The sequence below is a fragment of the Saccharopolyspora elongata genome (genome assembly GCF_004348985.1).
In the GTDB taxonomy this organism is placed as follows: Bacteria; Actinomycetota; Actinomycetes; order Mycobacteriales; family Pseudonocardiaceae; genus Saccharopolyspora; species Saccharopolyspora elongata.
In genome coordinates this window covers 1-23,363 of record NZ_SMKW01000010.1, presented here as the reverse complement: position 1 = coordinate 23,363, position 23,363 = coordinate 1, and the positions used below count along the sequence as shown (strand labels likewise).

Here is a 23,363-nt window from a genome sequence, read left to right as displayed (position 1 = left end):
GTGGAATCGAACCGGTTGAGCGGACCGCTTGCGGACCCGGCGGGGGAGGCGGGCTACCCGTCGGACCACCCCGACCGCGTCGGGTTCTTCACCGACACCAGCGTGTGCATCGGGTGCAAGGCGTGCGAGGTCGCCTGCAAGGAGTGGAACCTGCTGCCCGAGGACGGCCTCGACCTCACCGGGATGTCCTACGACAACACCGGCGCGCTCGGCGCGACGACCTGGCGGCACGTGGCCTTCGTCGAACAGCATGGGTCCACTGTGGACCTGGGCATGCCGGGTATGGGCGAGGACCAGGTCCGCTGGCTGATGTCCTCGGACGTCTGCAAGCACTGCACCCACGCGGCATGCCTCGACGTCTGCCCGACGGGCGCGCTGATCCGCACCGAGTACGGCACGGTTCTGGTGCAGGACGACGTGTGCAACGGCTGCGGCTACTGCGTGCCTGCTTGCCCGTACGGGGTGATCGACGTGCGGCCGGACACCGGCGGCGCGGCCAAATGCACGTTGTGCCAGGACCGGCTGGGCGCGGGGCTGATGCCCGCCTGCGCGACGGCGTGCCCGACGGAGTCCATCCAGTACGGCCCGCTCGACGAACTCCGCGACCGCGCGCAACTGCGCGTCGAAGAGCTGCACGCTCAGGGCATCACCGAGGCCAGGCTCTACGGGCACGACCCGGCCGACGGGGTCGGCGGCGACGGCGCGTTCTTCCTGCTGCTGGACGAGCCCGAGGTGTACGGGCTGCCGCCGGACCCGGTGGTGACGACGCGGGACCTGCCGTCGATGTGGCGGCACGCGGCGGGCGCGGCGCTGACCGCGGCGGCCGTGATCGCCGGGTGCTTCCTCGGGGGCAGGCGGTGAAGCGCGGCGACCGGCTGATGGTGCCGGAGGCGGAGTTCCGGTCCTACTACGGGCGCCCGGTGCTCAAGCAGCCGGTGTGGAAGGTGCCGGACGTTCCCGCGTACCTCTACCTCGGCGGGCTGGCGGGGGCGTCGTCGGCGATGGCGTTGTGCGCGGACCTCGCCGGGTACCGGCGGCTGGCGCGCTCCGGCAGGCTGGCCGCGGCGGTCGGCGCGACGGCCAGCGTCGGGGCGCTGATCCACGACCTCGGGCGCCCGGCGCGGTTCCTGAACATGCTCCGGGTGCTGAAGCCGACCTCGCCGCTGAGCGTCGGGTCTTGGATCCTGGCGCCGTTCTCGGCGTTGTCGAGCGTGGCCGTGGCCAGCGAGCTCACCGGGCGGCTCCCGGTTCTGGGCCGCGCGGCGGCCACCACGGCCGGGGTGATCGCGCCCGCGATGACGACCTACACCGCGGTGCTGCTGGCCGACACGGCGGTCCCGGGATGGCACGAGGCGTACCGCGAGCTGCCGTTCTTGTTCGCCGGGAGTGCCGTGGCGAGCGCGGGTGCGATCGGCATGCTCGCCGCGCCGGGCGAGTCCGGCCCGGCGCGGCGGATGGCGGTGGCCGGGGCGGCACTGGAGTTCGCCGCCGAGCAGAGCATGCACAGGCGGATCGGGCTGGTCGGCGAGGTCTACCGGCAGGGCCGCGCGGGCGCGGTGTGGCGCGCCGCCCGGGCGCTGACCGCCTTCGGCGCGGGAGCGGCGCTGTTCGCCGGGCGCAGCCGGTCGGCCGCGATCGCCTCGGGGCTGGGCCTGACCGCGGCCGCCGCCGCGACGCGGTACGCCGTCTTCGAGGCCGGTCGCGCGTCGGTCCGGGATCCCCGGTACACCGTGGTGCCGCAACGCGAACGCTCCTGACCAGCGGATTCGCCTGATCCAGACATCTATACACTTGCTATATACACCGCGTGTATAGTTGCCGGCATGTCGATCAGTCTCACCTTGCTGGGGCTGCTGGAAGGTGGCCCCAGCTACGGATACGACTTGAAGCGCGCCTACGACGAGAGCTTCGGGCACGCCAAGTCGCTGGCCTACGGGCAGGTCTACTCGACGCTGTCCCGGCTGCTGCGGGACGAACTGGTCGAAGTGGACGGAGTCGAGTCCGGCGGGGGACCGGACCGCAAGCGCTACTCGATCACCGAGGCCGGTAGGCGCCGGATCGAGGAGTGGCTGTCCACTCCGGAGAAGCCCGTGGCGGAACTCCACAACACGCTCTACGCCAAGGTCGTCCTCGCCGTCCGCTCCGGTCGCGACGCGACGGAGGTGCTCGACCGCCAGCGCGGCGCCCACCTGGCCCGCATGCGCGAACTGACCCGCCGCAAGGCCGAAGCCGAACCCGGCGAGCAGTTGGTGCACGACTACGCCCTCTTCCACCTGGAGGCGGACCTGCGGTGGCTCGAACTCGCCGTGACCCGCCTCGAACCGCTCGCCCAGGAGGTTTCCCAGTGACCGAACCAGCGGTGACCCAGGCGCCGGCAGCCGAACCGCTGCTGCGCGGCACGGACCTGCACCTGTCCTTCGGCCCGACGCCGGCGCTGCGCGGCGTGTCCCTGTCCGTCTCGGCGGGGGAGATCGTCGCGGTGATGGGCGCATCCGGGTCCGGGAAGTCGACCCTGCTGCACTGCTTGGCCGGCATCCGCCTGCCGCAGTCGGGCCAGATCAGCTACCGCGGCACGGAACTGACGACGCTGTCCGACGAGCGGCGGAGCGCCCTGCGCCGCGAGGAGTTCGGCTTCGTCTTCCAGTTCGGGCAGCTGGTGCCGGAGCTGACGGTGCGGGAGAACGTGGCGCTGCCGCTGCGGCTGTCCGGGATGGCGCGCCGCGAAGCGGAGTCCAAGGCCGCGTTGTGGCTGGAAGAGCTGGGGATCGCCGACGTGGCCGGTTCGCGACCCGGCGACATCTCCGGTGGGCAGGGCCAGCGCGCGGCGCTGGCCAGGGCGCTGGTCGCCGAGCCCGCGGTGATCTTCGCCGACGAGCCGACCGGCGCGCTGGACTCCGCCGGCGGCGAGCAGGTGATGAAGCTGCTGACGCGCGCCGCGCGGGGCGCCCGCGCGGCGGTGGTGCTGGTGACCCACGAACCGCGCGTCGCCGCCTACGCGGACCGGGAGGTCGTGCTCCGCGACGGCAGCACCCAGCTCACCGGGGTGGCCCGATGACGACTGCGCAGGACTGGATGCGGGACCTGGCCTTCGGGCTCCGCCTGGCGGTGACCGGCCGGCGGTCATGGGGACGGCTGGTGGTCACCGCCGCGGGCGTCGGGCTCGGCGTGGCGTTGCTGCTGGCGGCGGCATCGATCCCGAACGTCGCCTCCTCCCGCGACGCCCGATTCGACGCGAGGTGGGGTGTCGGCGCCGTCGCCGGGGACGCCGCCTCGGTGCTGGTGGCGCAGACCGCGACGGAGTTCCGGAACGAGCGGGTCCAGGGGCTGTGGGTGCAGAACCAGCGCCCCGATGGGCCGGTGGCTCCCGGGCTGCACCAGAACCCGCGGCCGGGAGAAGTGGTGGTCTCGCCGGCGTTGGAGGAGCTCCTCTCCGGGCCGGACGGCGCGCTGCTGCAGCCGAGGTTCCCCAACGTGGTCGGCGTGGTCGGCGCCGAGGGCCTGCTCGAACCCAATGAGCTCTTCTTCTACGCCGGAACCGACGCGCTGTCGCCGCGGGGCAGCAACGTGAGCGGCGTGTTGGACCACTTCGGGGAGGCCCCTGGACACAGCCGCGCGACGTTCTCGACCAGCGAATGGCTCATCCTCTCCCTCGGTCTGGCCGCTCTGCTGGTGCCGATCGTGGTGTACGTCGCGGCCACCGTGCGGCTGGCCGAGACCGCGAGGCAGCGCCGGCTGTCGGCAATGCGGCTGGTCGGTGCCAGCGGTGAGCAGATCCGCCGGATGGCAGCGGGCGAAGCGCTGGCGGGCGCGGTGTTGGGCGTCGTGCTGGGCTGGGCGCTGTTCCTCGTCGGGCGGACGTTCGCCAGCGGAGTGACCGTCGCGGAGTCCGCCGTCTTCGCGTTCGACATCAACCCGGTGTGGTGGCTCGCGGCGCTCGTGAGCGTCGGTATCCCGGCCGTCGCCGTCATCGTCACGATCGGCTCGCTGACGCACACCATCGCGGACCCGCTGGACGTGACCCGCCGGACGGTGTCGCGGCGGCGTCGCCTGGGCTGGCGCCTGGTGCCGCTCGGACTCGGCCTGCTGGGATTGCTGGCGGTCGCCATGGGTTTGGACAGCATGGACGACCTGCCGCTGTTCGTCGTCTCCGTGGTGCTCGTGCTGGTCGGGATCCCGGTGCTGCTGCCGTGGTGCGTCGAGCGCGCGGTCGGACGCCTGCGAGGCGGCCCGACTGCGTGGCAGCTGGCGATCGGACGGCTGCAGCTGACCAGCGGCCCCGCCGCGCGGTCGGTCAGCGCGATCGCGGTCGTGGTCGCCGGCGTGATCGCCCTGCAGACACTGATGGCGGCGGAAGAAGCCGACCACGCGGACCGCGGCACTTCGCAGGACCCGGTGCGAGCGGCGTCGGCCAGCGGGCGAATCGCCGGTGAACGACCGGCCGAGCCCGCCGAGATCGGGCGGATCGAGCAGGAGGTGCGATCGCTGCCCGGCGTCGACGAAGTGCGGGTCGCGACGATTGCCGTGGTCACGGGGCAGGACAGGGCGACTGCTGGGTTGCTCATCGCCGACTGCGCGCAGATCGCCCGGCTGCTCACGGTGCCGGACTGCCGGGACGGCGACGCGTTCGCGCCGCCCGGCCACAGCCCGCTACGGCCCGCCGAGCGCGTCGAGCTGGCGGAATCGTCGTACGGACGGGAGTTCCGCTCCAGCACGCCACCACCGGCCTGGAACGTGCCGGAGTCGGTGCGGCCGGCGTCCGCGCCGGTCGTGTTCGGCGACTACGACATCGCGATGGTGCTGACCCCGGCCGCAGCCGCCGGCATCCCGGCGGAAGTCCAGCACCTGCAGGTGGACATCCGCCTCAACCCGGCGGCCCCGAAGGACCTGGACGAGCGCTTCCGCAACATCGCCGCGGCGCACCTCGCCGACTACAGCGCCTGGATCACGACGGCAGGCGGAGGGGGCGCGGGCTCGGGCCAGGAGTCGGCGCTGGCCGCGATCCGCGCCGCGCTGCTGGCAGGTGCGCTGCTCACCTTCGCGCTCATCGGGTGCAGCCTGTTCGTCTCGGCGGCCGAGCAGATCCAGGAACGGCGCAGGCCGCTGGCCGTGCTCGCGGCGGTGGGCGTCCCGAGGCGAACCCAGTGGTGGTCGCAACTCCTCCAGAACGCGGTGCCGATGCTCGTCGCAACGGCGCTGGCGACGGTGGTCGGCATGCTGCTCGGCGTGCTGACGACGGTGGCCATGAACAGCGGGAAGGATCAGATCGTATTCGACCTGCCAGGCATGCTCGGCCTCTTCGCGTTCGCGGCAGCGGCGGTCCTGGTCGTAACGGCCCTGACCCTCCCGGCGCTCGGCCGAGCCGCCCATCCGACGGGCCTCCGCACCGAGTGACCCCGCCGGACGAGTAGTCCCGAGTCGATGGGCGCCTCCTGCTTACCCGGCAGGAGGCCCCCATCGTGGCGTTTGTCCACTCTATTAGTTCAGTGTCAAATGAAATCAATCATTCCCGGCGGCGCCTGAGTGTGTGGCGGCGAGGCCTTCCTACGTTTCCTGCTGGCGGCGCACCATCTCGGTGATCCAGATGGGCGCGAACGGTGACGTGCAGTTCGGTGGGGTCGGGTAGTCCTTGAGCACCTCCAGGCGCTCACCGATGTCGAGCGCCCGGGCGCGGTGCTCGGCGTGACCGATCCCGATCTGGGCCAGGCAGCTGTTCATCGCCCACTGCAGGCGGTCCGGGGCGCCTTTCATCTCCGCCTCGATGACGTCGAGCAGCTCCGCGAGGTCGAGGCCCTCGGGCTTCTTCGCCACGCGTTCGGCGGTCAGCGCCCAGCCTGCGCTCGCGACCACCGGATCCGGATCGGCGGACCAGGCCAGGCGCAGCTCTTCGGCGTGCGGACTCTTCTTCACCACGTAGTTCACGAGCCAGTCGTGCGCCTTGGGGGTGCGCGCGGCACGCAACATGGCGTCCAGCTCGTCACGCTCGAACGCCTTCGGGCGGCAGATCAGGGTCGCCAGCAGCTTCGCGGCGGTGTCGTCCGTCTCCCAGAGTTGGCGCGCGAGTTCCTGCTGCGTCTTCAGCCGCTTCGCGAGCGCACGCAGCTTGCCGAGGTTCACACCGTGATCGTCACCGTGCTTCTCGTTCACCTTGCGCGCCTTCGGGTCCTCGAGCGCGGCCAGCTCGGCCATCACCTCGGCCACCGACGTCTCAGCCACCTCGGCCTCCTGTCCATCACGTGTGGGATCAGCCTACGAGGCAAGAGATGTCGCGCCGGGCAATTCGGGCTCTTCGGACGAGGTGCAGAGCCTTTGCGCGGTCTTTTCGGTGCGCCCATGTGAACTGATCGAATGCGTTCGGGGACGTTCCGTGAACACTCAATAGGGTGAGTCGTGGCTCATGTCTCACCGTGGGTGATTGGATTTCCGGGGGAGAGCTCATCGTCGATCAAGAAGTGAGCTGGAAAAACCCCGCAATCGCGGCGATCTTGCCGACGTTTCTATGACGATGGCCACTCGCCGATGGTTTGGTCCTCGGTTTCCCGCTACGTAGCGTGGCCCCTCGTCGGCGCCCCCGAGCCGACGAGCAAGACCGGAAGTCCGCTTCGCCGAACCCTGCCCAGCGGGCCTTCCGACCCCCGACACGTGCACCAGGGCAGGGGCCTGACGACGACGGCGAACCCGGCGTCCGGCCGAGCAGTCTCGGCCGGGCCGATCGCCGCCCCCGGAGTCAGCGCAGGCGTCGCTGGAGACGAAGAACATGGCTAGCTCCCGAGGCAAGCACCGCAAGTCCACCACCGGCCGCAACGTCGCGCGGGTCGCCCTCGCCGGCGCGGTCGTCGCCGCCCCGTTCGCCCTGGCCCTGCCGGCCAACGCCGCGTCGCAGTCCACCTGGGACGCCGTCGCGAAGTGCGAGAGCGGTGGCAACTGGTCGATCAACACCGGCAACGGCTACTACGGCGGCCTGCAGTTCAACCAGTCCACCTGGGCCGCCTACGGTGGCACCAGCTACGCCTCGAACGCCTCGCAGGCCAGCCGCGAGCAGCAGATCGCGGTCGCCGAGCGCGTGCTGCAGAAGCAGGGCCCGGGCGCCTGGCCGGTGTGCTCGAAGAAGGCGGGTCTGACGGCCGGTGGCGGCCTGCAGAACCAGAGCGTCTCTTCGACCGCCACGAAGAAGACCACTCCGAAGACGGAGACCAAGCCCAAGGTCAAGACCGAGACCAAGAAGACCGAGGTCAAGAAGACCGTCCAGGTCGAGGGCGCCTACACCGTGCAGGCCGGCGACACGCTGAGCTCGATCGGTGCCGAGTTCGACGTCAGCTGGCAGTCGATCTTCGAGAAGAACCACGGCGTCGTCAGCGACGCCAACCTGATCTTCCCGGGTCAGCAGCTGACCGTGAAGTGACCCGTCCGGTCCGCGTGACCGGGCGACCGCAAGGGACCCCGCCTGCCTCTCTCCGGCGGGGTCCCTTGCATTTCCGTCGAGGCGCGGGGAACGGGCTCATTTCAGCTTGCGGCGGCGCAGGTCGCTGCGGATGTCCCACGCGGTCCAGCTGACGCCACCCAGGGCGAGGCCGGACATCAGGATCAGCACCAGGGCTTCGGTCACGGCGGGCTCCCTTCGAGCGGGACCGTCGGAGTGCTTCCCGAGCCTAATGACCGTTCCGTTGATCGCCGAACGTGTCGAGCTTTCAAACCCGATCGGGCGAAGTGTCCACATCGTCCGATCGTCGCGGGCACCTCAAATTCCGGATGTCCGAGGCGAATTCGGCGTGCGGTTCGAACGCGCGCCCCGTCGCTCGCCTTGCACGTTCCGTGTCTTCCGATCACCACCCGGGGTGAATGCTGCCCGGCAGGGTGATTCGTCGGCATGTTGGGGCCGGTCGCATCGCCCGTTGCCCCGATCATTCTCGTGATCAAGCCCGGCCGCGCTCGGTGCGGGAAAGGGCACGTGCCGCGGGAAAGGGGGAGAGCAAGATGGACGCAGGTCATTACGCCGCGCTGGTGGAGGTGACCGCCCTGGGCGGCTGGGTCGGCCCGACGACGATCGTCGTCGGCGCCCTGCTGCTGATCGTCGCGCTGTTTCGCCGAACGCGCGCCACACTGGCGAAGAAGCGACGGACGGCGCGCCCGAGTGCGGCCCATTGGTGGTGACGCGTCGTCCGGAGCTGACCTAGGCGTGTCGCGCGTGTGCGGGCGCCGAGGGGGGAGGGACGCATGACCGACACCACGCGGGACTCGAGGGAGGCGGCGGAGCGCGCCCCGACCGCAGACCGGCCGGCCGATCAGAGCTGGCGGGTCGTCCCGGCACCGCCGATGCGCAGGGCGCAGCGCCAGGACCTGCGCACCGCCATCGCCGTCGATCTGGGGCGGCTGGCGGCGTCGATGTCGCGGCGGCTCGGCATGGGCAGCGGCGGGATGATCGGTGGCCGACTCGCGCTGAGCGTACAACCGAGAGCCCTGCGCACGTTGGCAACCGGGCGGCGTGTCGTGATGGTCACCGGGACGAACGGCAAGACGACGACCACGCAGATGGTGGCCGAGGCGTTGCGCTCGCAGGCTCCCGCCGTCAGCAACGGAACCGGCGCGAACATGCTCGACGGACACGTCGCCGCGCTGATGACCAGGCCGGACGCCCCGTTCGCCGCGCTGGAGGTCGACGAGCTGCACCTGGCGCAGGTGACCGAGCAGTTCGAGCCGGCCGTGATCCTGCTGCTCAACCTCAGCCGGGACCAGCTGGATCGGGTCGGCGAGATCCGCACCGTCGCCGCGAGCCTGCGGCGCGCCCTGGCGCAGGCGCCGGGCGCGCAGGTGATCGCGAACCGGGACGACCCGAACATCGTCTTCGCCGCCGCCGATCATCCGGCGGTCACCTGGATCTCCGGTGGCGTGCGCTGGAAGGACGACGCGCTGAACTGCCCGAACTGCGGCGCGTTCATCGGCGACACCGACCGGGACTGGCGCTGCGCCTGCGGCTTGGCGCGTCCCGCCGCGGACTGGACGGTCACCGGAACCGGCGCGGTGTCCGCCGACGGCTCCCACCACGAGCTCGCGCTGTCGCTGCCGGGCCACGTCAACCGGGTCAACGCGACGTTCGCGCTGGCCGCGGCGCTGCACCTGGGCTGCGACGAGGACGCGTCGCTGGCACGGATCGGGCGGATCTCGGAGGCCGCCGGCCGATACCAGACGGTCCGGCTCGCCGGGCGCGACGCCCGGCTGCTGCTGGCGAAGAATCCGGCCAGCTGGCTGGAGATGCTCGACCTCGTCGACGGTGGCGACGAACCGCTGGTACTGGTGGTCAACAGCAGGGAGGCCGACGGCTACGACGTTTCCTGGCTGTGGGACGTGGATTTCGAGGTGCTGCGCGACCGGCCGGTCCGGGTGGCGGGGGACCGGGCGCTGGATCTGGCGGTGCGGCTGCGCTACGCCGAGGTGCCCTGCGCCGTGTCGTCCGATGTGGACGAGGCGCTGGCCGGGTCGGCAACCGGCGTGCCGGACGTGATAGCCAACTACACCGCCTTCCGCGACCTCGTGACCAGGAGTCGGCGATGATGCGCGACCGCGTCCGGCTCGCGCTGGTGCTGCCCGACCTGCTGGGCACGTACGGCGACCGGGGCAACGTGCTGGTGCTGGCGCAGCGGCTGAAGTGGCGCAACATCGACAGCGAGACGGTGACGGTGCTCTCCGATTCCGCCTCGGTGCCGGAGTCCTGCGACCTGTACCTGATCGGCGGCGGGGAGGACGTCGCGCAGGTGGCCGCGGTCCGGTTCCTGCACCGCGGTCCCGGGCTGCGGCGCGCGGTGGATCGCGGCTCCCCGGTGCTGGGCATCTGCGGCGGCCTGCAGGTGCTCGGGACGAGCTTCGTCACCGGCGACGGCGTGCGGCACGCCGGTCTGGGCGTGGTCGACGCGGCCACCGAGCCGGGCAGCGGGCGCGCGATCGGCGAGGTGACCACGCAGTCCACCCTGGGCGGCGTCGGGATGCTCACCGGGTTCGAGAACCACCTCGGCCGCACCCGGGTCGGCCCCGGCTCGCAGCCGCTGGGGCGGGTGACGCGCGGCATCGGCAACGGTCACGACGATGCCGAAGGCGCGATCCGCGGGCACGTCGTGTGCACCTACCTGCACGGACCGGTGCTGGCGCGCAATCCGAAGCTGGCCGATCTGCTGCTGGAATGGGCGATCGGCGAACCACTGGAGCCGCTGCCCGATCCTCCGGAGCTGCGCGCGCTTCGCGCCGAACGAACCCGGCCGCACGTCCGCAACCGCAAGTGACCGTCAGCGGCGGAAGACCCGGCCCAGCCGGTCGACCGCGGGTCGCAGCTCCGGGGCGCGGAAGAGCGCCAGCGTGCCGAAGCTGACCGCCAGCACCACCACCGTGTGCACCACCAGCGAGAACCAGGCGTCGGCGACCGGCCCGAACGGGCCAAACGCGCTGCGCAGTCCGGCGAGGGCGGCGAGCCCGCAGGCGCAACCGAGCAGGGCGGCGGCGATCGCGCGCCCGAGCCCGGCGAGGGTCCGGCGGGTCTGGACCGGGCCGACCCTGCGGTGCAACCAGATCTGGCCGGCGACCGCGCCGATCACGAAGCTCACCGACATCGCGCCGGTGACGCCGACGACGAGATCGCGCGGGTCCAGCACGGCGAGCGCGACGTAGCACAGCACGCTGCGGACCAGCACCATGATCACGTTGATCCAGGTGGGCGTGCGCGCGTCCTTCATCGCGTAGAACGCGCGCAGCTGCAGCATCGTGATCGCGAACGGGACCACGCCCAGCGCGGCGGCCGCCAGCGCCCAGCCGAGCCGGTCCGCCGCCGCGACATCGCTGGCGCCCAGCGAGAAGAACGCCACGCCGATCGCGCCGCCGGCGACCGCCAGCAGCGCGCTGATCGGCATCAGCAGCACGGCGCTCAGTCGGCTGCCCAACGACACGTCGGCGACGAACTCCGCGGTGTCCTCGGCCGCGGCGGCGCGGCTGATCCGGGGCATCAGCGCGGTGAGCAGCGAGACGCCGAGCACGCCGTAGGGGACCTGCGACAGCAGCCAGGCGTAGTTGAAGGTCGCGACGCTGCCGGTGGTGCCCTGTCCGGTGACGCGGGTGATCACCACCATGCCGGCCTGGCTGATCAGCGTGTAGAGCACGACCCAACCGGCGAGCCCGCCGAACTCGGACAGCCTGCGGTCCCAGCCCCACCGCCAGCGGAAGCGGAAACCGCTGCGGCGCAGCGAAAGGGCCATGATCGCCGCCTGGGCGGCGATGCCCAGCGCGGTGCCGATGCCCAGGATCAGCAGCTTCGGCTCGCCCATGCGCACCGGGTGCGCCGAGATCTCGCCGGGCACCAGTGCGTACACCACGACTGTGGTGATCACGACGACGTTGTTGAGCACCGGGGCCCAGGCCGGGGTGCCGAACACGCCGCGCACGTTGAGGATCGCCTGCAGCAGCGCGGACATCCCGTAGCAGACGATGCCGGGCAGCAGCAGGTAGGCGAACGCCGTGGTCAGCGCGGCGTTGGCCCGGGTGTCGGGGCCGAGGTAGAGCTCGGTGAGCAGCGGTGCGGCGGCCACCGCGGCGGTGGTGGCCACGATCAGCAGCACCCCACCCATGGTGATCATCCACTGCGCGTAAGCCTCGCCCTGCCGGGCGCCCTCCTGCTGCGCCCGCACCAGCAGCGGCACCGCGATGCTCGTGAGCACCCCGCCGAGCAGCAGCTCGTTGACCACGGTCGGAAGGGTGTTCGCGACCGTGTAGGAGTCGTTGACCATGCCGAGACCGAGGACCGCCACCAGCAGAACCTTCGCCAGCAGGCCGCTGACCCGGCTGACGGTGGTCGCCACCGCCATCGCCGCACTGGCCCGGGCCAGCGAACTCCCGCGCACGCTGGAATCGGCCTGCTCGACCACGACGCTCCCCAGTTCTCGGTCCCACCTGCGCCGACCGTGCCATGAAAACCCGGCCGCCGCCTCGCGACCGCTCGTCCCATGGCAACCTGATCACACCGACGTGGACGGGGGAGGCGCTGCGATGATCCTGATCGGAGGGCTGTTGCTGGTGGCCGGGGTGGTCGTGGCGATCGCCAGCGGCGGCGACATGGCGGGCGGCTGGTTGCTGCCGGTGGGCCTGATCGCCGCGGGCCTCGGGATGCTCATCGCCGGAACGGTCGCGGCGGCTCGCCGCCGGCTTCCACTGCGGGCGGCGGTCCGCGCGCACCGGGTGGCGCCGGTGGGCAGCCCGCTGCGGCGGGCCCGCGCGGTCCCGTCGATGCTCGCCTCCACCGCGCGGGGCCGGAATCCGGTGCTGCCGCGCTACCAGCTCGCGCTCTGGCTGCTGGCCGCGGTGTACGTGGTCTCGCCGATCGACTTCATCCCGGACTTCCTGCCACTGCTGGGCATCGGCGACGACATCGGCGTCGGCACCTGGCTGCTGACCAGCCTGTACGCCGAAGCGGGCAACTTCCTCGCCGCCCGGGAGCAGCGGTCCGGTACGGACGCCGAGTAGTCCTCAGGTCGTCGTCGGCGCGGGTTCGGTGGGGGTGCGGCGGCGGCGGAAGAGGCCGTGGTCGATCGACCAGTTGCCGCCGTTGAAGCCCAGTGCGAGCGCGGCGACGCCGATGGCCAGCGGCAGTTCGAAGCCCATGGGGGAGAACAGGCCGTGGGGCAGGTGCACGAGCAGCACCGCGCCGGCCATGTCGATGGCGACCAGGACGCCGACCAGCGGCAGCAGCAGCCCGAGGATCAGGAACACGCCGCCGATCAGTTCGACCAGGGCCGCGTACCAGGCCGATACCTGCGGGAACGGGATCTGCATGCCGGCGAAGCTCTGCGCGACCGCGCCCAGCCCGTAGTCGACGATCTTCTGCCATCCGTGCGCGATCAGGATGATCCCGATGCCCAACCGGCCGATGAAGGCGAAGAAATCACGAACGACGTGCATGACGTGCCTCCTGTCCTGCGTCGACCCCGCTGGCGGCGCGGCCACACCTCAAGTCTGGTGGGTGGCCGCGTCGCAGTCATCTCGGCGGAGTTCTCGCCGGGCAGGAGGGTTGGGGGCCGGCCCGCGGCCCCCAACCCGGTGGCTCAGCCCTTGAGCAGGGAGCGGGCCATCACCATGCGCTGGATCTGGTTGGTGCCCTCGTAGATCTGGGTGATCTTGGCGTCGCGCATCATCCGCTCCACCGGGAAGTCCCGGGTGTAGCCGGCGCCGCCGAAGAGCTGCACCGCGTCGGTGGTGACCTCCATGGCGACGTCGGAGGCGAAGCACTTCGCGGCGGCGGAGATGAAGCCGAGGTTCGCCTCGCCGCGCTCGGCGCGGGCCGCGGCGATGTAGACCATGTGGCGCGCGGCCTCGACCTTCATCGCCATGTCGGCCAGCATGAACTGGACGCCCTGGAAGTCGGAGATGGCCTTGCCGAACTGCTTGCGCTCCTTGACGTAGGCCAGCGCCTGGTCCAGCGCGCCCTGCGCGATGCCGACGGCCTGGGCGCCGATCGTGGGCCGGGTGTGGTCCAGCGTGCGCAGCGCGGTCTTGAAGCCGGTGCCGGGCTCGCCGATGATCCGGTCGGCCGGGATCGTGCAGTCCTCGAAGTACAGCTCCACGGTCGGCGAGCCCTTGATGCCGAGCTTCTTCTCCTTGGGGCCCACCACGAATCCGGGGTCGTCGGCGTGCACGACGAACGCGCTGATGCCGTTGGCGCCCTTGTCTGGGTCGGTCACCGCCATCACGGTGTACCACTTGGACTCGCCGCCGTTGGTGATCCAGCACTTGCTGCCGTTGAGCACCCAGTGGTCGCCGTCGAGGCGCGCGCGGGTCTTCATCGACGCGGCGTCCGAACCGGCCTCGCGCTCGGACAGCGCGTAGGACGCGGTCGCCTCGCCGTTGGCGATCGAGGGCATCACCTTCTTCTTGAGCTCCTCGGAGCCGGAGAGCAGGATCGGCATGGTGCCGAGCTTGTTCACCGCCGGGATCAGCGACGACGAGGCGCAGACCCGGGCGACCTCCTCGATCACGATGCAGGTGGCGACCGAGTCGGCGCCCTGCCCGTCGTAGGCCTCCGGTACGTGCACGGCGGCGAAGCCCGCCTTGACCAGCGCGTCGCGGGCCTCGCGCGGGTACCGCTCCTGCTCGTCCACCTCGGCCGCGTACGGCGCGATCTCCTTCTCGGCCAGGGCACGCACCGCCTCGTGCAGTGCTTCGTGCTCCTCGGCCAGCTGGTAGGTGCCGAAGCTCGGGTCCACCGGATGCCTCCTAGTTCCCCGGCTCCCCGGCCGGGTAGTCCTCGTGGTCCGCGCCGGCGGACCCTGTTCCTGCCACCATCGTAACGGCACTGAGTGCCACTAGCAATCGCGGGCGGTGCTATATTCCGGCCATGTCCGAGGCAGCGACTCCGGCGCCCAGAACCCGTTCCGGCCGCACTCCGCACGGCCGCCGGCGGGTGCGCAGCTCCCTGGCGCTGGCCGCGATGGAGCTGTTCGGCGAGCAGGGTTTCGAAGCGACCACTGTGGACCAGATCGCCGAAGCGGCGGGCGTCGGCCGGCGCACCTTCTTCCGGTACTTCCGGTCCAAGGAGGACGTCGTCTTCCCCGGCCACGACGAGCGGCTGGCGGAGGTGGTCGAGCTGCTGGCGGCCGCCGAGCCGGCGGCCGATCCGCTCGCGGTGCTCGGGCGGACCGCCGGGGTGGTGCTGGAGATGTACCTGGCGGAGCCGGAGGTGTCGCTGAAGCGGTTCGAGCTGACCCGAGAGGTTTCCGCGTTGCGGGACAAGGAGATCGCCAGCATCGATCGCTACCAGCGGGTGTTCGCCCGCTACCTGCGCGGCCGCTACGCGGACGAGCCGGGCGGCGATCTGCGCGCCGCGGTGGTGGCCTCGGCGGTGGTCGCCGCGCACAACCACGTGCTCCGCCAATGGCTGAAGAGCGGGGGAGCGCTGGACGCGAAGACGCTGCTGCGCGAAGCGCTGCAGCAGGTGACGGTCGCGATGTCGGGGCAGTGGGGTCGCGACGATTCCGCCGTCGTGGCGGGGGAGAACGTCGTGGTGGGCGTGGTGCGGACCGCGGCGCCTGCGGGTGTCGTCCTCAAGCACCTCGAAGAGGCGCTGCGGGACATTCGCTAGCGGGAGTTCGGCACTCAGTGTCAGATCGAAGGCGGCAGGTGTGCCGATCAGAATATCGATTAGATCTATTTGTTCAGTGTTGAGTGAAATCATGCTTCGAACCGCGCGACGGCACAGCGGCGAGGGAAGCAGCCGGGGGTGGAGTTCGCCGCGCGTGGGGCTCAGCCGGTAATCGCGCGGACCCGCTCGATGACCGGTGCGAAGGCATCCATGTACGGGCCGTGCACGGTGTAGTAGGTGAAGCCGTAGCGCTCGCGGTTGCGCAGTACTTGGTCGGCGATCTGCTCGACGCTGCCGATGAAGGCGAACGGCGTCTCCAAGAGCTCGTCGGCCGTCATCATCGAGCCGTACCGCTCCAGGAGCTCCTCGGCGGCGGCCGCTCGGTCATCGGTGATCACGACCACCTGCGTCAAGGCGTGCCACTGCACGCGATCGGCGCGATCTCCGGCGCGTTCGCGGGCGTAGCGGACCCGTTCGTCGGCTTCGGCCGCCGTGCCGATGCGCAGCGTTCCCGGCGGTTGCCCCTTGACCTGGAAAGCCCCGGCGATGCCGATGACGTCCGCGGATTCGGCGGCGATCTGCAGGATCCGGTCGCCGGTCCCGCCGACGATCAGCGGTGGCCCGTTGCCGCCGAAGCCGGAGCGCTGCACGGGGCGCAGGACCGGGATGCCGAAGTTCTCGCGCATGGCCGCCTGCTGCTCGTAGCCGTCCGCGGCGAACAGGCGGCCGAGCTCGTCGACGGTCGCCCGCAGTCGTTCGGCGCGGCTGCCGAATGGTTCCCACTCGATGCTCGCCTCGTCGAACTCCCACTTCATGTGGCCGGCGCCGAGGCCGACTTCGAGGCGTCCGCCGGTGAGGACGTCCGTGGTGGCGATCTCGCGGGCCAGCAACGCCGGGTTCCAGAACGGTGCGTTGAGCACGAGGGTGCCGACCCGGAGCCGCTCGGTGGCCTGCGCGGCGGCGACGAGGGTGGGGAAGGGGGACGCGATGCCGAGGTGGTCGGCGGCGAACACCGCGTCGTAGCCGTAATGCTCAGCGCGGCGGCAGGTCTCGGCGAAGGCCGTGGGCTCTTCCAGGCCGAAGATGTTGTAGGAGAAGCGGAAGTCGGTCATGGGGGTCATGCTGCGGCATGCCCCGGACGACCACCAGGAGTTCAGCACTCGGCGAACGTTCTATATCATTAAAATCTATCGTTTCAGTACTGAATGAAATTAAGCACTATACCGACACCTGCCGGAAAAACCGCTAGGAAGCCGGAGCGGACGTCTCTAGCCTTGCTCCGCAATGGTTTTCGTGAATCGGGGAGTGGGAATGGTCGGGTCGGTGCGTTTCGATCCGTTGTCACGGCAGGATTTCGGGTTGCTGCAGAGCTGGCTGTCGGCCCCGCACGTGCGGGAGTGGTGGCGCGGTGCGGAGCCGACCGCGGACCTGGTGGAGCAGGAGTACGGCCCGTCCGTGGACGGGGTGGACCCGGCGCGCTGCTTCGTGATCAACGTGGCCGGGGAGCGGGTCGGGATGGTCCAGTGCTACCGGATGGCGGACGAACCGGAGTGGGACGCGCTGGTGGGGATTCCGGCGGCGGCCGGCGTCGATTACCTGATCGGGATGCCCGGCCGGTGCGGGCTCGGGATCGGCCCGTCGGCGATCGCGGCGTTCACCGAGCTGGTGTTCGGCCTCTACGACGACGTCGAGTCGATCGTCGCGGTGCCGCAGGCGGACAACCAGGCGTCCCGCCGGGCGCTGGAACGGGCGGGGTTCGAGCTGGTCGAGGAGCGAGATCTGGAGTCCGATGATCCCTCGGACGCGGGTGTCAGCGCGATCTACGAGTTCCGCCGCTGACCGGGGCGGTCCACTGTGGATGCGCGGTTCAGCATGCGATGCCGGAGGACTGCAGATGCCGGCGCACCACGTCCCAGCGCGGGTCGACCGGTTCGGGCCGTTGCGTCCCGACGCCGATGTCCTTGAACCCGCTGGAGGTGGCGATGCACACCACTGGGCCGTCGAACTCCTCCTGCTCGCGCGCCTGGCGGAAGCCGGCGAGTCCGGCGGTCGCGGAGATCTCGTACCACAGGCCCGCGCGGGCCAGATCGTGTTGCGCCCGCGTCATTTCGGCGTCGTCCACCAGCAACGCGCGCCCGCCGCTCGCCCGGATCGCCGCCACCGGTCGGTAGCCGCTGACCTTGGAGTTGATCGCGTAGGCGGCGGTCTGGGCGACCTCGACTTCCGCCGCCGGGCGTCCTTCGGCGAGGGAGCGGGCCAGCGGGCCGCCCGCGGCGGGCTCGCAGGCGAACATCCGGGGCGTCGTCATCGCCACGCCGAGACGTGCCAGCTCGGCGAATCCCTTCCACACGCCGAAGAGCAGCTCGCCGTACCCGGTGGGCGCGAACACCGCCGCCGGAACGCCGAGTTCGGTGAAGATCTCGTACGCGATGGTCTTGTACCCCTCGGGGCCGAAGGCGTGTCCGGTGTGCGTCGTCGTGATGTTGCTGACCGGGTGGAAGCCCGTTTCGGCCACGATCCGGCGCAGCAGCGGCCAACGCGCTTCCGGGGGCACGGTCAGCACGACCGCGCCGTAGGCCCGCAGGAACGACGTGACCGCCGGCGGGGTTTCGGCCGAGGTGAGCACGACGCACTTCAGCCCGGCGCGGGTGGCGTACGCGGCGGCGGATGCGCCGTGGTTGCCGGACGATGCGACGACGATCCCGTCTGCGCCCGCGCCCAGGGCGGCGCTCACCGTGCAGCGGTTCAGCCGGTCCTTGTGGCTCCAGGTCGGGTTTCGCGCTTCGTCCTTGACGAATGCGCCGTCGGCGATCTCCACCAGCGGCGTGCCGCCTTCGGCCAGTCCCGGGGCGGTCAGGGGTGGCAGCAGCGGCGCCCAGCGGTCCAGGCCGGTGCCGGTCGCGTGCTCGAACAGACCTGGCGGGACCCGGTCGTAGTCGTAGTCGACCTCGACCGGGTAGGCGATCTCGTCGGTGCTCGTGGTGGGGCAGCCGGCGGTCAGCGGCGGCCACAGCGGGTAGGCGATGTCCGGGTTGCCCATCGAGCGCTGGCCGATGGCCAGCGAGAGATCGGTTGTCACGCTTCCAGAGCGTAGCCGCCGGTGAGGCGGGGAGGGCGGCTTCCGGTCAGTCGTAGCCGCGGATCAGGTGGCTCTCGTCGTGGTCGTCGTGATCCGCGGCGGGGGTGGTTTCCACTCGGTCCTGGGCGGGCACGTGAAGTTCTCCGAAGTCCGGGGTGGGGGAGGCGGTTCGCTGCTGCGGGGCGGCGAAGTGGTCGGAGAGCGTCATGCCCGGCTCCTCTCGAAGCGGAAGTTATTGCCTGATGGTGCTTCTCGGGTTGGGAGATCGCATGGCGACCCGCGATCGCTGATCGGAAATCGCCCGGTCGGGAGGAGTACGTGTACAGTATTAACTTCTATTATATCAGTGTAGATTGAAATTGAATCTGCGATCATGCGACCCGGCTTGCCATGCACACCCCAAACCGCATGGACGGCTAGGGTTTTTCCTCTTGCTGGGCCGGGGGGATTCGGGGCGTCCTATGTCGCTGGCGGGCCCGGGCGTCCGGAGCAACGCGGCCTGCTACGGTGATCGTCATGTGTTCCGTCATCCACAACTGGCAGGCGATCCGCACGCGGTCGGCGTTCTGATCGTGGTGCCGGCCGTTGCCGGCACCGGGTCCCACGTCCACCGTTCGCCTCAGGATGACGAGGATTTTCACCATGCGCGCAGATTCGCGCCCCACATTCGTATTCGTTCACGGCGGTTCCAGCAACGCTAGGGCCTGGGGTCCGTTGCAGAGCGAGCTGGCCCTGCTCGAGCACCGTTCGCATGCCGTCGATCTTCCCGGCCACGGCGACCGCGCCGACCACCCTGCCGCTTACTACCGGCAGCCCCAGGACGTCACGGCGCTGGCCGCTGCTCCCTCGCCGCTGCGCGGTGTCACGTTGCAAGACAACGTGCGGCACGTGGTGGGCACGTTGCGTCGGCTCGCCGAACGGGGTCCGGTCGTTCTGGTCGGCAACAGCCTCGGCGGTCTGACGATCAGCGCTGTCGCGAATGCCGTGCCGGAACTGCTCGACCGCGTGGTCTACCTGTCCGCGCTCTGCCTCAGCGATTCGGCCATGCTCGGCGAGCCGTGGGATGTGGTCGATGACAACCTGCTGGACGCGCTGGCGGCGCGGATCACCGTGCCGGGTGTGCAGGATCCCGGGGTGGCTCGGCTGAACTGGCGCAGTGCCCATGCCGATCCGGCGCTGTTCGCAGAGTTGAAGGCCGCGATCATGGCCGATGGCACGGATCACCAGTTCCGGTTGCTGCTGGATTCCATGGATCCGGATGAGAACTACTCGGTTCTGGAGCCCGCGGCGTTAGTCCGGGCGGATGGGTTCGGGCGCGTCCCGCACACCTACGTCCGGCTGTCCGAGGATCGCAGCATCACTCCGGCCGTCCAGGACTACATGATCCGCAAGGCGGATGAGCTGACGCCGGACAACCCCTTCGAGGTGCGTGCGCTGGCCGCCTCGCACGTCGGCTACTTCAGCCGACCTGCGGTGTTCGCGGAGTTGTTGGCCGGTCTCGTCTGAGGCATTCCGGGTGCCCCCGTCGCCGTGTTCGGTGGCGGGGGCACCGTCGTCGGGGACGCCTGGGGTCAGGCTTTCGGCGTCAGGCGGATTCCGGTGCGGGGGCCGATGTATTCGCCGTTCTCGACGACGGTTCGCCCGGCTTGGCAGACCCAGGGGATGCCGGCCGGTGGGCGCATCGGGTCCTGGTAGTCGCCGATGTCGATGACCGCGTCGGCGTCGAAGGCGACCAGGTCGGCGATGTGGCCGCGGGCGATCACGCCGCGGTCCGGGATGCGGAAGCACTGGGCGGGCAGCGAGGTCATCCGGCGGATGGCTTCGGGGAGGGTGAGGACGCCGCGTTCGCGGGTGTAGCGGCCGAGGACCCGGGGGAAGGTGCCGGTCAGCCGCGGGTGCGGTTTGCCGCCGGTGCCGGGTGGCAGGCCGTCGGAGCCGATCATGGTGTGCGGGTCGGTCATGGCGAGTTCGAGGTCGTCCTCGTGCATCGAGAAGTTGATCATCGCTGCGCGGAGTTGCTCGTCGACGAGGACCTCGATCAGCGCGTCGACAGGTTCGGTGCCGTGGTGCGCGGCGAGTTCGGCGATGGTGCGGCCTTCGTGGCGGTGGCTGGCGGTGGTGGCGATGAGGATGCGGTCCCAGGCGGTGCGTTCGCCGATGGTGGCGGCGAGGTCGTCGCGGCCGGTCTTGCTGCGGAGGCGGGCGAGGGTCTGTTCGGCGGTGCCGGCGAGGTACGGGGTGGGGAGGACGGCGGTGAGCATGGTGGAGGACGCGGTGTAGGGGTAGACGTCGTGGACGACGTCGTGGCCGGCGTTGCGGGCTTGGTCGATCTTGTCGAGGGCGGGGCGCATCTTGCCCCAGTTGTCCGGTTTGGTGGCTTTGAGGTGGGACAGGTGGGTGCGTCCCGCGGTGGCGCCGATGTGGAGCGCTTCGGCGATGGATTCCAGCAGGGCGTCGCCTTCGTCGCGCATGTGCGTGACGTAGAGGCCGGTGCCGCCGAGTGCTTCGGCGATGGCGGTGAGTTCGCGGGTGGTGGAGAAGACGGCGGGTGGGTAGATGAGCCCGCTGGAGAGGCCGAAGGCGCCGGCGGTCATGCCTTCTTCGAGGGCGGTTCGCATGGTGCGGAGGGCGTTGTCGTCGGGGGTGGTGTCCGCCATGCCGAGGGCGGCGATGCGGAGGGTGCCGTGGCCGATGAGGGGGCAGTAGTTGGTGACGTAGCCGGCGGCGTCGGTGGCGGCGAAGAGGTCGTGGAAGCCGGTCCAGGTGAAGTCCAGTGGGGGGAAGAGGCGTTGCAGGAAGGTGGCGAGGGTGTCGGCGTTGTGGGTGCTGCGCGGTGCGAGGCTGAAGCCGCAGTTGCCGACGATTTCGGTGGTGACGCCTTGCAGGATCTTGGTGGTGTCGTCGGTGGTGAGCAGTGGGGCGTTGTCGGCGTGGGAGTGGACGTCGATGAAGCCGGGGGCGAGGACGAGTCCGGTGAGGTCGCGTCGGGGTGTGCCGGTGGGGAGGGTGCCGGGGTGTTCGACGGCGGTGATGCGGTCGTCCTGGATGAGGATTTCGGCGGGGCGCAGGGGTGTTCCGGTGCCGTCGGCGAGGAGCGCGCCGGTGAGCAGTTCGGTGGTCACTCGGGCTGCCTTTCGGGTGCGGTGGAATAACGGTGGTCGTGTGATGTTGTCCGGTTCGTCGGTGTCTAGGGCAGGGGTGTGCGGTGCACGGTGAGTACAAGGTTCCCGGTGGGAAGCTGGTCGTGGTCGATCTGGACGTTGTGGACGGTCGGCTGGCGGATGTGCGGTTGAGTGGGGACTTCTTCTTGGAGCCGGATGAGGCTTTGGAGGACATCAACGGTGCGTTGACGGGGGCGCCGGTGGATGCCGATGGGGCGGAGTTGGCGGCGCGGATCCGGAGCGGGTTGCCTGCCGGCGCGCGGTTGGTGGGTTTCGATGCGGAGGCGGTCGGGATCGTGGTGCGGCGGGCGTTGACGCGTGCGTCGGATTGGGCTGATCACGAGTGGCGGTTGGTCCACGATGGGCCGCAGACGCCGTTGATGCACATGGCGTTGGACCAGGTGTTGGCCGAGGAGGTGGCGGCGGGGCGGCGTGCGCCGACGTTGCGGTTTTGGGAGTGGGCTGCGCCGGCGGTGATCATCGGGAGTTTCCAGTCGGTGCGCAATGAGGTGGACATGGGTGGTGCGCAGCGGCATGGGGTCGAGGTGGTGCGGCGGATCACGGGTGGTGGGGCGATGTTCGTGGAGCCGGGGAACACGGTGACGTATTCGCTTTATGCGCCGGGTTCGCTGGTGGCGGGGATGACGTTCGCGGAGTCGTACGCGTTCTTGGACGACTGGGTGCTGGGTGTGTTGCGGGAGTTGGGGTTGAACGTGTGGTACCAGCCGTTGAACGACATCGCGTCGGATGGCGGGAAGATCGGTGGTGCGGCGCAGAAGCGGTTGGTGTCGGGTGCGGTGCTGCACCACGTGACGATGTCCTACAGCATCGATGTGGACAAGATGGGTGAGGTGTTGCGGGTGGGGAAGGAGAAGTTGTCGGACAAGGGGATCTCGAGCGCGAAGAAGCGGGTTGATCCGTTGCGGCGGCAGACGGGGTTGGCTCGTGAGGTGATCATCGAGCGGTTGGTCGAGGGGTTCCGCTGGCGGTTCGGGTTGTCCGAGGGTCCGGTGTCGGAGGGCGAGCGGCAGCGGGCGCGCGAGTTGGTGGAGTCGAAGTTCGCGACGCGGGAGTGGTTGCTGCGGGTGCCGTGACCGGGTCAGGTGAGCAGGCCGGGTACGCCGGGGGTGGTTCGGCGGCGGCGTAGCCAGATCTTGCGGGTTCCGTCGGCGTAGAGGAGCACGCGGGAGAGTTCCCAGCCGGAGAATTCGGCGTGGATGCTGAGTTGGGTCGCTGCGCTCCATCGGGTGACGCCTGGTGGGAGGCGCAGCGGTTGGTATTCCCAGTCGGTTTCGGTGTCGGTTCCTTCTGCGTTCACGCTCTCACCACCTGGTAGCCGGCGCCGTTGGCGGAGGCGATGTAGACGTCTCCGGTGTCTGGGTCGACTGCGACTGCGTTGGGTTGGCTGATGGTGGGCAGCCGGTGGCGTTCCTGGGGTTCGCCGCCGGCGATGTCGTAGCCGACGAGTTCGTTTGTTGCGGTCAGCGTGATCCAGGCTAGGTCGCGGGTGGGGTCGTAGGCGAGGCCGTAGGGGGCGCCGGGCACGGGGTAGCGCTGTTTCATGATCAGCGGGTCGGTGCTGAAGGCGAGGAGTTCTTGGCCTCGGGTGTCGATGGTGAGGATGCGGCCGTAGCGGTCGGTGATGGCGTTGGTGGCGCCTTGTCCGGCGCGGAGGCCTGCGCCTTTGCTGCCGGTTGTGGGGTCGATGGGGGTGATGGCGGTGGCGAGGCGGTCGAGGACCGCGATGCCGCCGCGGGTGGGCAGCAGTTGTGCTGGGCCCTGGAATTTTTCGGTGGTGGCGGTGGGGGTGCCGTTGTGGAGGACGGTGACGGTGCCGGTGTCGCGGAGGATGACGGCTGTTCGGTCGCCGTCGAGGTCGATGGCGTCGACCGGGCCGCCGGGGACCTGGGTGGGTTGTGCGGTGGCGGTGCGCAGGGCGATGCGGCTGATGAGGTTGGTGTCGGGGAGTGCGGCGGTGAGTTGGCCGCGTTCGGTGCGCAGGGCGGCGGGGGCGCTGGGG

24 protein-coding genes are annotated in these 23,363 nt (G+C 70.4%); 14 read left to right on the top strand and 10 right to left on the bottom strand.

Annotated features, from left to right (window positions below):
* From E1288_RS10190 to E1288_RS10170, 5 genes are all read left to right on the top strand, one after another.
* Complete coding sequence (locus tag E1288_RS10190; protein WP_132483650.1) at positions 1–861, top strand: 4Fe-4S dicluster domain-containing protein; 861 nt, start codon at positions 1–3, stop codon at positions 859–861.
* The gene (gene nrfD, locus E1288_RS10185) at positions 858–1,757 is read left to right on the top strand and encodes an NrfD/PsrC family molybdoenzyme membrane anchor subunit (protein ID WP_132483648.1); all 900 of its coding nucleotides are present in this window, start codon (positions 858–860) and stop codon (positions 1,755–1,757) included. The genes E1288_RS10190 and nrfD overlap by 4 nt, the downstream gene beginning before the upstream one ends.
* Before the next feature lie 66 nt (positions 1,758–1,823).
* Entirely contained in the window at positions 1,824–2,348 is a 525-nt protein-coding gene (locus tag E1288_RS10180) for a PadR family transcriptional regulator (protein WP_132483646.1), read from the top strand.
* Entirely contained in the window at positions 2,345–3,055 is a 711-nt protein-coding gene (locus E1288_RS10175; RefSeq protein ID WP_235883463.1) for an ABC transporter ATP-binding protein, read from the top strand. The genes E1288_RS10180 and E1288_RS10175 overlap by 4 nt, the downstream gene beginning before the upstream one ends.
* Entirely contained in the window at positions 3,052–5,391 is a 2,340-nt protein-coding gene (locus E1288_RS10170; protein ID WP_132483644.1) for an FtsX-like permease family protein, read from the top strand. The genes E1288_RS10175 and E1288_RS10170 overlap by 4 nt, the downstream gene beginning before the upstream one ends.
* Before the next feature lie 150 nt (positions 5,392–5,541).
* Here E1288_RS10170 and E1288_RS10165 read toward each other — a convergent pair whose 3' ends face one another.
* Positions 5,542–6,186 carry a DNA alkylation repair protein gene (locus E1288_RS10165; protein WP_132483642.1) on the bottom strand — a complete coding sequence of 215 codons (645 nt, stop codon included), beginning with the start codon at positions 6,184–6,186 and terminating at the stop codon, positions 5,542–5,544.
* A gap of 568 nt (positions 6,187–6,754) precedes the next feature.
* On the opposite strand from E1288_RS10165, the gene E1288_RS10160 reads away from it, so the two are divergent.
* The 4 genes from E1288_RS10160 (at position 6,755) to E1288_RS10150 (ending at position 10,268) form a co-directional block, all read left to right on the top strand.
* Positions 6,755–7,399 carry a LysM peptidoglycan-binding domain-containing protein gene (locus E1288_RS10160; protein ID WP_132483640.1) on the top strand — a complete coding sequence of 215 codons (645 nt, stop codon included), beginning with the start codon at positions 6,755–6,757 and terminating at the stop codon, positions 7,397–7,399.
* 572 nt (positions 7,400–7,971) lie between these two features.
* Positions 7,972–8,148: a hypothetical protein gene (locus E1288_RS46840; protein ID WP_165968060.1), complete on the top strand. Its 177-nt coding sequence runs from the start codon at positions 7,972–7,974 to the stop codon at positions 8,146–8,148.
* A gap of 63 nt (positions 8,149–8,211) precedes the next feature.
* The gene (locus E1288_RS10155; RefSeq protein ID WP_132483638.1) at positions 8,212–9,546 is read left to right on the top strand and encodes a Mur ligase family protein; all 1,335 of its coding nucleotides are present in this window, start codon (positions 8,212–8,214) and stop codon (positions 9,544–9,546) included.
* Positions 9,543–10,268: a type 1 glutamine amidotransferase gene (locus tag E1288_RS10150; RefSeq protein ID WP_408013206.1), complete on the top strand. Its 726-nt coding sequence runs from the start codon at positions 9,543–9,545 to the stop codon at positions 10,266–10,268. The genes E1288_RS10155 and E1288_RS10150 overlap by 4 nt, the downstream gene beginning before the upstream one ends.
* A 3-nt stretch (positions 10,269–10,271) precedes the next feature.
* Here the strand turns inward: E1288_RS10150 and murJ are convergent, their stop codons facing one another.
* A complete protein-coding gene (gene murJ / locus E1288_RS10145) occupies positions 10,272–11,897 on the bottom strand; it encodes a murein biosynthesis integral membrane protein MurJ (RefSeq protein WP_132483636.1) in 1,626 nt (541 codons plus the stop codon).
* Between the two features lie 121 nt (positions 11,898–12,018).
* Between murJ and E1288_RS10140 the strand changes: the two genes are divergently transcribed.
* Entirely contained in the window at positions 12,019–12,492 is a 474-nt protein-coding gene (locus tag E1288_RS10140) for a YkvA family protein (protein WP_132483634.1), read from the top strand.
* 3 nt (positions 12,493–12,495) lie between these two features.
* Here E1288_RS10140 and E1288_RS10135 read toward each other — a convergent pair whose 3' ends face one another.
* Positions 12,496–12,927, bottom strand: coding sequence for a DoxX family protein (locus tag E1288_RS10135; protein WP_132483632.1), 432 nt, complete (start codon positions 12,925–12,927; stop codon positions 12,496–12,498).
* Positions 12,928–13,070: 143 nt separating this feature from the next.
* A complete protein-coding gene (locus E1288_RS10130; protein ID WP_132483630.1) occupies positions 13,071–14,228 on the bottom strand; it encodes an acyl-CoA dehydrogenase in 1,158 nt (385 codons plus the stop codon).
* A gap of 131 nt (positions 14,229–14,359) precedes the next feature.
* Between E1288_RS10130 and E1288_RS10125 the strand changes: the two genes are divergently transcribed.
* Positions 14,360–15,103, top strand: a complete 744-nt coding sequence (locus E1288_RS10125) for a TetR family transcriptional regulator (protein ID WP_132483629.1) — start codon at positions 14,360–14,362, stop codon at positions 15,101–15,103.
* A 161-nt stretch (positions 15,104–15,264) separates the two neighbouring features.
* On the opposite strand, the gene E1288_RS10120 is transcribed toward E1288_RS10125, so the two are convergent.
* Entirely contained in the window at positions 15,265–16,215 is a 951-nt protein-coding gene (locus E1288_RS10120; RefSeq protein ID WP_132483627.1) for a TIGR03621 family F420-dependent LLM class oxidoreductase, read from the bottom strand.
* Positions 16,216–16,426: 211 nt separating this feature from the next.
* Here E1288_RS10120 and E1288_RS10115 point away from each other — a divergent pair, with 211 nt between their 5' ends.
* Positions 16,427–16,942: a GNAT family N-acetyltransferase gene (locus E1288_RS10115; RefSeq protein WP_235883462.1), complete on the top strand. Its 516-nt coding sequence runs from the start codon at positions 16,427–16,429 to the stop codon at positions 16,940–16,942.
* A 28-nt stretch (positions 16,943–16,970) separates the two neighbouring features.
* On the opposite strand, the gene E1288_RS10110 is transcribed toward E1288_RS10115, so the two are convergent.
* Both E1288_RS10110 and E1288_RS46835 read right to left on the bottom strand, forming a co-directional pair.
* On the bottom strand, positions 16,971–18,182 hold the full coding sequence (locus tag E1288_RS10110) for a threonine synthase (RefSeq protein WP_207954280.1): 1,212 nt from the start codon (positions 18,180–18,182) through the stop codon (positions 16,971–16,973).
* Positions 18,183–18,228: 46 nt separating this feature from the next.
* On the bottom strand, positions 18,229–18,390 hold the full coding sequence (locus tag E1288_RS46835) for a hypothetical protein (RefSeq protein WP_165968059.1): 162 nt from the start codon (positions 18,388–18,390) through the stop codon (positions 18,229–18,231).
* 434 nt (positions 18,391–18,824) lie between these two features.
* Between E1288_RS46835 and E1288_RS10105 the strand changes: the two genes are divergently transcribed.
* On the top strand, positions 18,825–19,688 hold the full coding sequence (locus E1288_RS10105) for an alpha/beta fold hydrolase (protein WP_132483623.1): 864 nt from the start codon (positions 18,825–18,827) through the stop codon (positions 19,686–19,688).
* 65 nt (positions 19,689–19,753) lie between these two features.
* Here the strand turns inward: E1288_RS10105 and E1288_RS10100 are convergent, their stop codons facing one another.
* Positions 19,754–21,304, bottom strand: a complete 1,551-nt coding sequence (locus tag E1288_RS10100; protein ID WP_132483621.1) for an N-acyl-D-amino-acid deacylase family protein — start codon at positions 21,302–21,304, stop codon at positions 19,754–19,756.
* A gap of 83 nt (positions 21,305–21,387) precedes the next feature.
* Between E1288_RS10100 and E1288_RS10095 the strand changes: the two genes are divergently transcribed.
* Positions 21,388–22,437, top strand: a complete 1,050-nt coding sequence (locus E1288_RS10095; RefSeq protein ID WP_132483619.1) for a lipoate--protein ligase family protein — start codon at positions 21,388–21,390, stop codon at positions 22,435–22,437.
* Between the two features lie 5 nt (positions 22,438–22,442).
* Here E1288_RS10095 and E1288_RS10090 read toward each other — a convergent pair whose 3' ends face one another.
* Both E1288_RS10090 and E1288_RS10085 read right to left on the bottom strand, forming a co-directional pair.
* Positions 22,443–22,661: a DUF5703 family protein gene (locus tag E1288_RS10090; protein ID WP_093263387.1), complete on the bottom strand. Its 219-nt coding sequence runs from the start codon at positions 22,659–22,661 to the stop codon at positions 22,443–22,445.
* A partial coding sequence (locus tag E1288_RS10085) for a YncE family protein (protein WP_132483617.1) occupies positions 22,658–23,363 on the bottom strand: 706 nt, incomplete at its 5' end. The genes E1288_RS10085 and E1288_RS10090, both read right to left, overlap by 4 nt.

Bases quoted from the DNA above. Each gene is read 5' to 3' on its own strand.
- E1288_RS10105 (WP_132483623.1), top strand. From the start codon at position 18,825: ATGCGCGCAGATTCGCGCCCCACATTCGTATTCGTTCACGGCGGTTCC.
- E1288_RS46840 (WP_165968060.1), top strand. From the start codon at position 7,972: ATGGACGCAGGTCATTACGCCGCGCTGGTGGAGGTGACCGCCCTGGGC.
- E1288_RS10135 (WP_132483632.1), bottom strand. From the start codon at position 12,927: ATGCACGTCGTTCGTGATTTCTTCGCCTTCATCGGCCGGTTGGGCATC.
- E1288_RS10155 (WP_132483638.1), top strand. From the start codon at position 8,212: ATGACCGACACCACGCGGGACTCGAGGGAGGCGGCGGAGCGCGCCCCG.
- E1288_RS10125 (WP_132483629.1), top strand. From the start codon at position 14,360: ATGTCCGAGGCAGCGACTCCGGCGCCCAGAACCCGTTCCGGCCGCACT.
- E1288_RS10140 (WP_132483634.1), top strand. From the start codon at position 12,019: ATGATCCTGATCGGAGGGCTGTTGCTGGTGGCCGGGGTGGTCGTGGCG.
- E1288_RS10165 (WP_132483642.1), bottom strand. From the start codon at position 6,186: ATGGCCGAGCTGGCCGCGCTCGAGGACCCGAAGGCGCGCAAGGTGAAC.
- E1288_RS10150 (WP_408013206.1), top strand. From the start codon at position 9,543: ATGATGCGCGACCGCGTCCGGCTCGCGCTGGTGCTGCCCGACCTGCTG.
- E1288_RS10170 (WP_132483644.1), top strand. From the start codon at position 3,052: ATGACGACTGCGCAGGACTGGATGCGGGACCTGGCCTTCGGGCTCCGC.
- E1288_RS10120 (WP_132483627.1), bottom strand. From the start codon at position 16,215: ATGACCGACTTCCGCTTCTCCTACAACATCTTCGGCCTGGAAGAGCCC.
- E1288_RS10180 (WP_132483646.1), top strand. From the start codon at position 1,824: ATGTCGATCAGTCTCACCTTGCTGGGGCTGCTGGAAGGTGGCCCCAGC.
- E1288_RS46835 (WP_165968059.1), bottom strand. From the start codon at position 18,390: ATGACGCTCTCCGACCACTTCGCCGCCCCGCAGCAGCGAACCGCCTCC.
- E1288_RS10160 (WP_132483640.1), top strand. From the start codon at position 6,755: ATGGCTAGCTCCCGAGGCAAGCACCGCAAGTCCACCACCGGCCGCAAC.